Raw genomic sequence first — 10,437 nt, forward strand, 5'->3', positions numbered from 1 at the left:
GCTTTTATTATTTTACTTTTTTAATTTAAAAGTTAGTTGGATTTTTTGATGTTATTAACATATTCGGTCAATTTTTTACCGTAAAATGACTGAGCCACTTTTGGCGTCATTGAATTTTGGATAGTATCTAAATATTTGATGTTAATATCGTAAACTTCGGCAAGGGCAATGTAAGGAGCAATTTCGTGATCTTTATTATTTATTGCAAAATTAACTGCGAACAAATATTTACGTTTCAGGTTTAAATCCTGTAATTTGTTTAAACTATCAATTGCTATAGGATCTTTTCGTTTAATTGCTTTGAATTTTTGTTCAATCAAAGTTAAATTTTCATCCTTGTATCTAGAAGTTGTTTTTTTATATTCTTCATAAAGTTTATGATTTGTTGAACCCGTAATTTTTGCATCAGACAAAAAAGCATCTAAGTTAGTTTCGATGTTAATAATTCCTGGTTCAGCAAAAAACATCAGATTGTTGTCTAATGAATTACTAACGCCCCGATCCAGAAAAAGATAAAGCATTTCGGGAGACTTTAAATCGATCTGACTTTCAAAATGAGAGTTTCCGTCAATTTTGATGGTGTCTATAGCAACTAAAGCCGTGTCTACAAACTTTTGAATATACAAAGTACCTTCTTTTAATCCTTTTACATTTCCGGAAATTTGTAAATTTCCTTTAGATTCTTTTTTGTTGCACGAAGCCATTAATAGTATGGTTACAAATGCAAGAATTGATTTTTTCATTGGTCAGTAATATTTGGTGCAAAGTAAATAAAATACTTGAAAAGCAAAACAATGGTTGGATACTGTTTTAAAATTGGTTTTTGAGAAAATTATTTTTTCAGCCAGGCATCTTTCAATTGTTTTTTAGAAGCATCAGTAACTTCGATATGTACTTTTTGCTGATGAGGTAATTTGATGGCTCCTTTTAGTACTTGTTCTTTTCCTGAACGCTTAATTTTTACATTAACAATGTCGTTTTCTGTCCATTTATCACTTTCGTTAATCATGTCGTAAATATTATCATAATTGTAAGCAATGTTGTTGATTTCAAGGATAACATCTCCGCCTTTTAATCCAAGACTAGTAAAAAACTCATTCAGCTCCATATTTGGGATTACAATGATTTCTTTCGTATCCGGATTTACTGAAATATAAGGTGTTTTTCCTTTAATAAAAACAGCATCCGGAACTTGTTTGTTCGATTTTGTTAAACCTATTTTGGCTAAATAAAATTCATACGGAATAGGAGTGCTTCCTGCAACGTATGTTTTTAAAAAATCGCCTACTTCAGGATAAGTCAGTTCAGTAATTTTATTAAAAAGTTCGTTATCATTGAATGCTTTAGAAACGCCATATTCATTAGATAATTTTTGCATTAAATCAAGAATTCCTCTTTCGCCATTGCTTTTTTCGCGAATGATGATATCGATACACATTCCTATCAAAGCACCTTTTTGGTACACATTCAAATATTGATCTTTATATGGCTGCTTTAATACATTAGTACTCATTTCAGTAAACGGCATGGTATCGTTTAATGTTGAGGCTTCATCAATTTTTTCGGCTATTCTGTTGTAGAAATCCGCTTCGTCAATTAAGCCCTGATTGATTTGGAACAGATTAGCAAAATACTCTGTAACGCCTTCGTACATCCATAAATGTTCAGACATTTTAGGAGCATTGTAATCAAAATCCTGAATTTCTTTAGAATGAATTGTTAGTGGTGTTACAATATGAAAGAATTCATGAGAAACTACATCCATCATTGTTTTTACTAATTCGTCTTTTTCCATTACTTCCGGCAAAACTACTGTCGTAGCGGTAGGATGTTCAAGCGCACCAAAACCATGCGCATCATCTTCTTTCATACTTGATAAATATAAAAGAACAGAATATTTTTTAGTAGCATTGATTTTGCCTAAAAAGTGTTTTTGAGCCGTCATCATGGTTTTCATTTCAGGAGTAATACTCTCGGCAGTATATTTTCCTGTAGGCGAATAAACGCTAATTTGTATATCCATTCCATCTACGTTAAACGTAGTGTAATCCGGTTTCGAATACATAATAGGATTTTCTACTAATTCGGCGTAGCGTGAAGTAACAAAATAATCAGTTGTAGTGCTGTTGTCCTGATCAGTCATTGAAGTGCTTCCCCATAAATTAGCCGGATGATTTACCGTTAATTGGTAAGGAGTTACCATAAAATTGTCAAAATAACCAATAAAACAATGTGTGTTGATCATGAAATTTTCACCAGCATTTATGTTAGAACCTGCAGGCGAAAAAATATCATCTTTGCCAAAACCAGTTCCTTTTTCGGTATCAAAAGTATCGTTTACTAAATAAGTAATTTTGGTTAGAGTGTTTGCTTTAGTAATTGTCCAGGAATTCTCGTCAAGCTTTTTTACTTCTAATGTATTTCCTTTTTTATCGTACGCTTTTAGATCTTCAATATATCTTCCGTAATTGTCTTCAGAATAAGTTCCCGGAACTGTTTTTGGGATACGATAAACAATTTCGTTAGCAGTTACTTTTGGAGCATTTACAGTAACGAGAACCTGATCATTTTTAACTTCATTTAGATTGATTGTAGCCTGAATAACTTGTTCTTTAGCTGTTGGGGTGACTGTTTTACAACTCCAAAGCATCGAAGTTAAAGCAAATGCAAATACTATTTTTTTCATTGTTTTTGTTTTTTGAGAACTGTTTGTCTAAATTGAAAACAGATAAAGAGAAATAAAAAAACACTCATGATTAAGAGTGCTTTTTAAAAATTTAGTCTAATTTATTTTTGATATAATACTTTCCATCTAAATCATCATCAAAATCATCTACTTTGAGAGGCTTAGGCTTAGGTTTAGTAGCTGTCGCTTTCTTTTTCCACATTTCAAATTTTTCCAGAGGCATCTTTTTTTTCATAATTTCCAGAACCTCTTTTTCAGCCAATCCAAATTCTTTTTTTATAATTTCAAATGGATTTCTTTCCTCTAGGGCTAATGTAACAAGTTTTTCAGTTTGTTCCCAGGTCAGTTCTTTACGGTTACTCTTTTTCATCACGTGAAAATTAATTCTAAATAAGTTTTTTTAAATTAAAAATGAAATTGTTATAGTTGTCAATATTAATAAAAAAAAGAATTACTTTTTTGAAAAAAATATTTTTTTTGTGTGAATTTTTGTTTCCGTAAAAATTGTATTTAGCTAAGAATGAACATTGTTTTTTTGATAAAAAAGAGCTTATTTTTTTAAACGAATATTCATCAAAACAATAGCAGCAATTATTAAAAAAATACCAAACCATTGCAAGCCATTTACTTTTTCAGACAGTAAAAAATAAGCCATAGCAACCGAAACAGGCAATTCGAGTGCCGAAACAATACTTCCTAATCCAATTCCTGTAAGCGGGAAACCGGTATTCAATAAAAGTGGCGGAATGATGGTGCCAAATAATGCCAAAATAATTCCCCATCTCATATAAATAGAAAAATTAAAAGGAGTGACCTGTGTAATAAAAGCAAAAGCAATTACAATGAAAGTTCCGCCCAGAAGCATAAAAAAACTACGTCTTATCGAAGAAATTTCGGGAGCTACTCTGTTAGCACTAAACATAGTTGTGGTAAATGCCGCTGCTGCTAATATTCCCCAAAAGAAACCACGCCAGTCTAAACTAATGCTGCTGTTTAATAAATTAGTAGCCAGAACAGTTCCTGTGAGCGTAATAATAACTGCGATTATTTTTTGTAATGAAGGTCTGGTTTTGTCTAAGAGCATTTCGAGTAAAACACCCATCCAAACGGTTTGCATCAATAAGACAATACCAATAGAAACCGGAACGTAGCGTACTGATAAGTAATAAAAAACACTCGTAAAACCCATTGAAGTTCCTGCTAAAACAAGCTTTAGAATTTGCTGTTTCGAAATTTCTACAGTACTGCTTTTCTTTTTTAACTGTAAAAAAATATTAAGAATCAGCACACCTAAAAGTCCTAATGTAAATTGAGATCCGCTCACTTCGGCAGTAGTATATCCTTCCTGATAAGCTATTTTTACAAATGTAGCCAGCATGCCGTAACTGCTGGCTCCTAATCCTACTAATAATACTCCTTTTAAAGTTTTATTTTTAACCATGTTTGTGTTTTTTGAATCTGCAAAAATAAGCCTAAGCAGCAATTCGATTCAAAATTACACATAGATAAAATTGATATGTTTATAGTCAAAGTTATTTTTATAGTAATGTATTCGAAAAAAAGACTTTATCTTTTCTACTAAAATAATCCTTGTAACGGAGCATTTTTTATTCCAATTTTTTGGTAGTCAAAAGCCATTTTTTCTTTTAATAAACTTGAATATACGGATCTAAAATCAATTTGGTATTTCAAATCACCTTGCGATAAATCGGCTAGGTTAGGGTTGTTACCTATTACTTTTCCGCGGTTTTGTCCGCCAATGACAAACATAGGGGCAGCAGTTCCGTGATCCGTTCCGTTCCCATTGTCTTTTACTCTTCGTCCAAATTCAGAAAAAACAACAATAGTTACATTTTGAAGTAAATTAGCCTGCTTTAGATCCTGATAAAAACTATAAATAGCTCCGTCCAGTTCTTTGAATTTATTTCCCTGAATTGCCAGCTGATTGTCGTGCGTATCATAACCGCCCTGAGAAGTATAATACACTTTTGAATTCAGATTTCCTTTTATCAAACGTCCAATCCATTCCAGATTTTTGCCTAAAGCAGTTTTTGGATAACTAATTTCTGTAGTTGATTGTGTCAATGCTTTTTGGATTTCATCTGAACCTTCTAAGACTGAATTGGCTACTTTTCGAACAAAATCCAATGAGGAATTCTCAGATAATACACCCGTTTCCTCTTTTTGTTTTTTAATCTTAAATCGGTCCGGATCTTTTACGGTAATCGAGTTAGGACTATCTCCTTTTAGTGATAAATTATCAATAGAATCAATGTTGATTCCTGCTGTGGGAGTATGCGTTACACATTGTAAATCAAGATAACGACCCAGCCAGCCTTCGTTGATATATTTATTCGAATCAGTAGCGGTTTGCCAAATTTCCTGACTTCTAAAATGTGAACGATTGGGTTCAGGATAACCTACATTCTGAATTACCGATAAATCTCCGTTTTGCTGCATTTGAGCAAATCCGGCTAAAGATGGATGAAATCCCATACCTTTTGTTTTCGAAATAACATCATCTTTCGTAATGGCAATTTTTGGGCGTAAATCATAGTATAAAGGATCATCAAAAGGAATAAAAGTGTTCAAACCATCATTTCCTCCGTTGAGTTGTACAAAAACAAGGCATTGTTCTCCTATAATCAGATTTTTTTGAAAACCATAAGAGAATAAAAAATTAGGAAGTAACAAGCTTCCGCCTGTTAATGTTCCTGTAAGCGATAAAAAATTTCTTCTGTTCATAATCAAATAGGTTTTATAACTTACATTTAAATTAATTGAAATTCAGGTTCTTTGACCATAGCGTTAAAAAGACGAATCACCGCCTGATCAGCATTTTCAGCTTCGGGATTGAAATCGTATTTTAAAATTTTTTCAAAATCCTTTTGAGCTTCTTCATCTACTTTAAATAGTAATCGATCTGATAATTGACTGATAATTTGTTTATTAGTTCCTTTTTTCCAGTCTAAATGAATAGAAGTCTTTCTGACTTTCGAATTATTCATTGTCGAATCCATCATATTTGCAATTGCTTTTTGGTTGAAATTTTCTTTTCCGCTGCAATATAAATCGGCAATGTTATTACGCTGCAAATAGATTTGCGAAGTCAGCCAGGATTTTCCGCCTTCCCAGCCTTTTACATTGGGCTGATTGAATAAATCCATACCCTGACTTTTGAGAAAAGCGACTATTGGTCTGCTGTTTTTTGGATCAATATGCAGTTCTGCCAGCAATTGAAGGTTATATTCTAAAGGATTTTTAATCTTCGAACCAGCAGTTTGTTTATCAAATTCTTCGGTGAAAATTTTTTCTAATAAAGGTTGTATTTCAAAGTCTTTTTTTCTAAAATAATCACCATAATAAGTCACTAATTTTTCTGGCGGATTATCATAAACAAACCATTGCAGAATTTTTTTAGTAAAAAGATACGGACTGTTTTTTTGTTCGAAAATAATATCAACAATGTCATCTGATTTAAAGTTTCCTTTTTTGCCCAGATATACAATTTCAGAAGTGTCTCTTAATTTTTCTCTGTATGTTCCGCCATTATCTCCGGGACTTAATCCTGCAAGCGCTTTGGCACCGTTTTTAATATCATCTTCGGTATAATTGCCAATGCCAATAGTAAAAAGTTCGAGTAATTCCCTGCTTAAATTCTCGTTGATTTTTCCTTTTCGATTATCGGTATTATCCAGATAACGTAACATGGCATTGCTTTTTAGAATAGCTTTTGTTAATTCTCTAAAATTTCCAAAAGCATTTTTTCTAAGGAGCTGATTGTGTTCAAAAAGCCAGTAGTTTACTTTTACTTTTTGATAAGTTGATACATAATGATTGTGTAAAAAGACCGTCATTTTTTCACGCAACGGATAATTTTCATTCATCATTTTCTCAATCCACCAGGATTTCATCTCAAGAGAAGTTTGTCCGTCTTGTTTTTGAATTTCTTTTTGAATTTCCCTTTTTTGTTCTGTGTTTAAGGTTTTATATTTTTCCCGGCGTTCGCGAAAATCAGCTGTTGTTTTTGGACTTTCATTTAAAAAATCAGGAAGACTATTGTCAAAATCCAACTTGAATGAGGCATCAAGAAATTTAGCAATTCCCATTTTTTCGATGGCTGTAGCTTGCTTGTTGGAAAAGCCTAAACGGAGGGACCAGAGGGAATGACTATTCATAATATGTAGGTTTTAATTTTTTTGGTTTGTTTTCTAGGTTGTTAAAAATTAAGATGTTAAAAAGTTAGAAAGGTTTAATGGACTTTTTTAATAAAAATAATTCATTTTTCAATTAGGGTAAAACTATTTATAGTTGTCTTAGTATAAAGAACATACTAAATATAACGATAACTAAAATTAAAAATTATGAAAACGATAAAAACATTAGCAGCATTACTTTTCTTTGGTGCAATTGTAACAGTACAAGCGCAGGAAAGTAAAACGGATATAAATGCCTATTACAAACAAAGAGGTATTGAAGATGCAAAAGCTGATTTAAGTTTTACTGCTAAAACTAAAGCCGAAGAAAAAGCTTTTTGGAAAGAGCAAAAAGCCTACGAAAAAGAATTGAAACGCAAAAATAAAGAAGCCTATCGTGCTTATATTGCGAGTAAGAAAGAAGCTTATGCTGAGCATTATTATCATTGTGATGCCCATTGTCATCATAGTGATGGTTTTTATAATCATGCTTCATTTTACTATTATCAATACGACCGACCTGCTTATCAAAGAGTGCCAAGCAAAACATCTGTAAACACACAAATAGGTGTGGGAGTTCCTGTTCCTAGTGTGAGATTAGGACTTTAATAAGAATAATAAATAGTTGATTTTAGAATGCAGATTAACGATTCTGGATTTCAGATTTTATGTTCTGAACAGATCTAAAATCTAGAATCGTTAATCAAAAATCTTCAACGAAATTGATTTTAGTTTTTTTGAGCAACTTTAATCATTTCGAATAATTTTTCATTGGGCTCTTCCTTTGAAGAATAATACACTTTTTTACCATTTAATTTGGTAATCAAAATATAAGGTTTTGTGTCGGCATTTATAATTAGTTTTACGACTTCGCCTTTGTCGGTTTTATAAAAACCTTTTTTGATATTTCCGGCAGAAAATCCATTCGTTCTTCGGGTAATTTTGGGCTGGTCATGGATTAATTCAATTGTTTTTATAGCTTTTAACGGAATTATTTCGCCATAACCTCCCTTGAATTCAATAGCGTTTGCGTGCAAAATGAGTTTGGTTTCTTTAAAATCACGCATAAACATGACAATAATAAAGAGCAAAGCTGCTGCTACAATGTAGGTAGTAATCTTATTTTTTTTGGAATCAAAATATTTAGTGCTTCTAAAAATGAAATAGATATAAGCCAAAATAGGATAAGCAACAATGAAAATACTGATTTCATTTTCGTAACCAGAATAGATTAATACCATTCCAATCAGGAAAAAGGATAATCCTAAAAAAACATGAAACTTTTTAAAATAAGCCAAATACGTTTTTATATCTACTTTTTTGCGTTCTTCAATACTCATCGTGTTATATCCTGCAAGTAAGTATTTGGCATTCCTTTCGGTAACAATAAAGCCTATTGTGATAAAAAGTAAGCTCATTCCAATTAAAGTGTACATCATATTTTGAGGTTTATTTATTAATAAAATTTCGAAATAGTCTAGATTTTTAAAGCGCCACGAAATCCTCTGGCAGCATAATAAGATTCGGCGCCATTGTGATAGACAAATACATTTCCATAACGGAAATCAGCAAAAATAGCTCCGCCTAATTTTCTAATATCAGCAGGCGTTTCAATCCAGCTTGATGTTTTGGTATCGAATTTCCCTAGTTTTTGTAATTCTCTGTATTGTGTTTCTGATAAAAGCGAAATTCCCATTTCGGTAACCAAATCAATAACGCTATTTTTAGGTTTGTTTTCTTTTCGAGCATCTAGTGCCTGACGGTCATAACAAAGACTTCTGCGTTCTTTTGGGCTTTCGGCTGAACAATCATAAAAATGGTATTCATTAGTATTTTTATCATAAGCGACAACATCCGGTTCGCCGCCTGTTCTTTCCATTTCCATGATTGACCAAAGTTTCTCAGGATTAGCTTCTAATTTGGTTTGTACTTTATTCCATTCCATTCCTTCATGACGATTTTGATTTTTTTCAAAACGTTCTTTTAGTATAGCTAGTAAAGATTCTGTATCTGTTGATGATAATTTACTTTTCATATTTTTTACTGTTGTTTATTATCTCATTTTACAATTTCGATCGCACAAATCGATGATTTGAGTAATTCTGGATTGTCTGGTTTCTAGTCGTTTTGCTTGGTTCAACCAATATAAATAATTTTTTCGATACGATTTACTGAAGTTTTCATAATTAGAAAAAGCAACTGGATTTTGAGCAAAAGCGATTTGTAAATCTTCCGGGATTTCTAAGTTTTCGACAGCGTCTAAGCTTTCCCAAGAACCGTTTTTCTTAGCGATTTCAATTTTTTTCAAACCACTTTCGTGCATTAAATTGCCAGCAATTAAATCTTCAATATAATTTTTATTGATTTTGCTCCAGACACTTTTGTCTTTTCTGGGTGTAAAAAGCTGTTGTCTTCGGTCATCATCCAGTTTTTTTACTGTCGAATCGATCCAACCGTAACAAATAGCCACTTTGACAGCTTCTTCCCAACGCATGCTTTCTGCTTCGTGTGCTACTTTGTAAAAAATTAAATACACCGCCTTGTGACTGCTATGGTTTTCATGTAACCAGGCTCTCCATTCGGAAGCGTTTTTAAAGTACAGTGTAGGTTTTTCGTTCATGGTGTTTTTTGACTTTTGATTGTCTGTTGCAATTTACTCAAAGGTTTCTGCAAAATGCTCAAGACCTTCTGCAACTTTTCCAAGATCAGTTTTAACTTTTCCAGAGGTAGTTTTAACTTTTCCAAAGGCAGTTGCAACTTTTCCAAAGACAATTGTAACTTTTCCAGAGACAGTTGTAACTTCGCAGTTGTCATTTGTAACTTTTGGGTAGTTATTTTTAATTTTTTAGTTCATATTATTTTACAGGCTTGTAATACTTTTTATCGTTATACCAGTAAAGCAATCGTCCATACATCCTTTTGTATCGTATCCACAAGTTGAAATTAATCCATTGTTTTTAGTTTCAAAATAAGTGGTTGTATTTTTTCGTTTAATCAACCAATCATTTTCTGCCTTAGCATAAATTTCGTCTAATGTCAACGGACTTGCGGCGAATGAATTTTGGTGACTATTTATTTCGTTTTCATTTTCAGTCCATTTTAATTCCGCTTTAGGAAAATATTCTGGTGCGCCTAAATATTCAAAATCCCGTTGAATTACAACTCCGTTAGATATTGTTATTGTCGTTTCCCATCTACTAGATATAAGAAAAGAACTTCCGGTTACTACATATTGATACGAGTTGTTAGATGAAGCTTTAAAATCTATCCAAGTATTTTTACTTTTTTCGAAATCACTTTGATAGTTTAAATCATCATCAGATGAACAGCTAAAAAGTGAAATATTGATGAGCAAAAGTGAAATGAAGTAAATGATTTTTTTCATGATTATTTTGTTTGATGGTTTGTTTTTACTTTACTTAAGTCAATCTGAACAGAAAAGTATTGCGGAGTTTCCTCCTTTGTCGGAATGACAAACTGTGCGGTTTTGGTTTGTGTTAAAGAACGTTTTAAAACAATTTTTTATTCTCAATCTTGTCATCCTATGTTTGCACA

General features: G+C 32.2%; 11 protein-coding genes. 1 reads left to right on the forward strand and 10 read right to left on the reverse strand.

The genetic code is table 11. From position 1 onward, the window contains the following. Nucleotides 1-32 precede the first annotated feature (32 nt). From FEM21_RS09990 to FEM21_RS10020, 6 genes are all read right to left on the reverse strand, one after another. A complete protein-coding gene (locus tag FEM21_RS09990) occupies nucleotides 33-743 on the reverse strand; it encodes a DUF4369 domain-containing protein (protein ID WP_035660034.1) in 711 nt (236 codons plus the stop codon). Nucleotides 744-832: 89 nt separating this feature from the next. After that, nucleotides 833-2,686 (reverse strand): M61 family metallopeptidase, encoded by a 1,854-nt coding sequence (locus tag FEM21_RS09995; RefSeq protein ID WP_035660035.1) that lies wholly within the window; start codon nucleotides 2,684-2,686, stop codon nucleotides 833-835. A 91-nt stretch (nucleotides 2,687-2,777) separates the two neighbouring features. Next, entirely contained in the window at nucleotides 2,778-3,056 is a 279-nt protein-coding gene (locus FEM21_RS10000; RefSeq protein ID WP_035660036.1) for a DUF2805 domain-containing protein, read from the reverse strand. A 180-nt stretch (nucleotides 3,057-3,236) separates the two neighbouring features. Continuing rightward, nucleotides 3,237-4,127 carry a DMT family transporter gene (locus FEM21_RS10010; RefSeq protein WP_035660039.1) on the reverse strand — a complete coding sequence of 297 codons (891 nt, stop codon included), beginning with the start codon at nucleotides 4,125-4,127 and terminating at the stop codon, nucleotides 3,237-3,239. 137 nt (nucleotides 4,128-4,264) lie between these two features. Then, nucleotides 4,265-5,431: a DUF1501 domain-containing protein gene (locus tag FEM21_RS10015; RefSeq protein WP_051627548.1), complete on the reverse strand. Its 1,167-nt coding sequence runs from the start codon at nucleotides 5,429-5,431 to the stop codon at nucleotides 4,265-4,267. Nucleotides 5,432-5,457: 26 nt separating this feature from the next. Continuing rightward, nucleotides 5,458-6,864, reverse strand: coding sequence for a DUF1800 domain-containing protein (locus FEM21_RS10020; RefSeq protein ID WP_035660041.1), 1,407 nt, complete (start codon nucleotides 6,862-6,864; stop codon nucleotides 5,458-5,460). A gap of 186 nt (nucleotides 6,865-7,050) precedes the next feature. On the opposite strand from FEM21_RS10020, the gene FEM21_RS10025 reads away from it, so the two are divergent. Continuing rightward, the gene (locus FEM21_RS10025; RefSeq protein WP_035660044.1) at nucleotides 7,051-7,491 is read left to right on the forward strand and encodes a hypothetical protein; all 441 of its coding nucleotides are present in this window, start codon (nucleotides 7,051-7,053) and stop codon (nucleotides 7,489-7,491) included. 119 nt (nucleotides 7,492-7,610) lie between these two features. Here the strand turns inward: FEM21_RS10025 and FEM21_RS16225 are convergent, their stop codons facing one another. The 4 genes from FEM21_RS16225 to FEM21_RS10050 all read right to left on the reverse strand — a co-directional run bounded on the left by FEM21_RS16225 (nucleotide 7,611) and on the right by FEM21_RS10050 (nucleotide 10,267). After that, nucleotides 7,611-8,321 (reverse strand): DUF3784 domain-containing protein, encoded by a 711-nt coding sequence (locus FEM21_RS16225; RefSeq protein ID WP_051627549.1) that lies wholly within the window; start codon nucleotides 8,319-8,321, stop codon nucleotides 7,611-7,613. Between the two features lie 38 nt (nucleotides 8,322-8,359). Further along, on the reverse strand, nucleotides 8,360-8,917 hold the full coding sequence (locus FEM21_RS10035; protein WP_035660045.1) for a DUF4256 domain-containing protein: 558 nt from the start codon (nucleotides 8,915-8,917) through the stop codon (nucleotides 8,360-8,362). An 18-nt stretch (nucleotides 8,918-8,935) separates the two neighbouring features. Beyond that, nucleotides 8,936-9,502 (reverse strand): YdeI/OmpD-associated family protein, encoded by a 567-nt coding sequence (locus tag FEM21_RS10040; protein WP_035660047.1) that lies wholly within the window; start codon nucleotides 9,500-9,502, stop codon nucleotides 8,936-8,938. Nucleotides 9,503-9,742: 240 nt separating this feature from the next. Further along, nucleotides 9,743-10,267 carry a hypothetical protein gene (locus FEM21_RS10050; RefSeq protein ID WP_035660052.1) on the reverse strand — a complete coding sequence of 175 codons (525 nt, stop codon included), beginning with the start codon at nucleotides 10,265-10,267 and terminating at the stop codon, nucleotides 9,743-9,745. Nucleotides 10,268-10,437: the final 170 nt, after the last annotated feature.

This window comes from Flavobacterium seoulense, from assembly GCF_000695795.1.
GTDB lineage: Bacteria > Bacteroidota > Bacteroidia > Flavobacteriales > Flavobacteriaceae > Flavobacterium > Flavobacterium seoulense.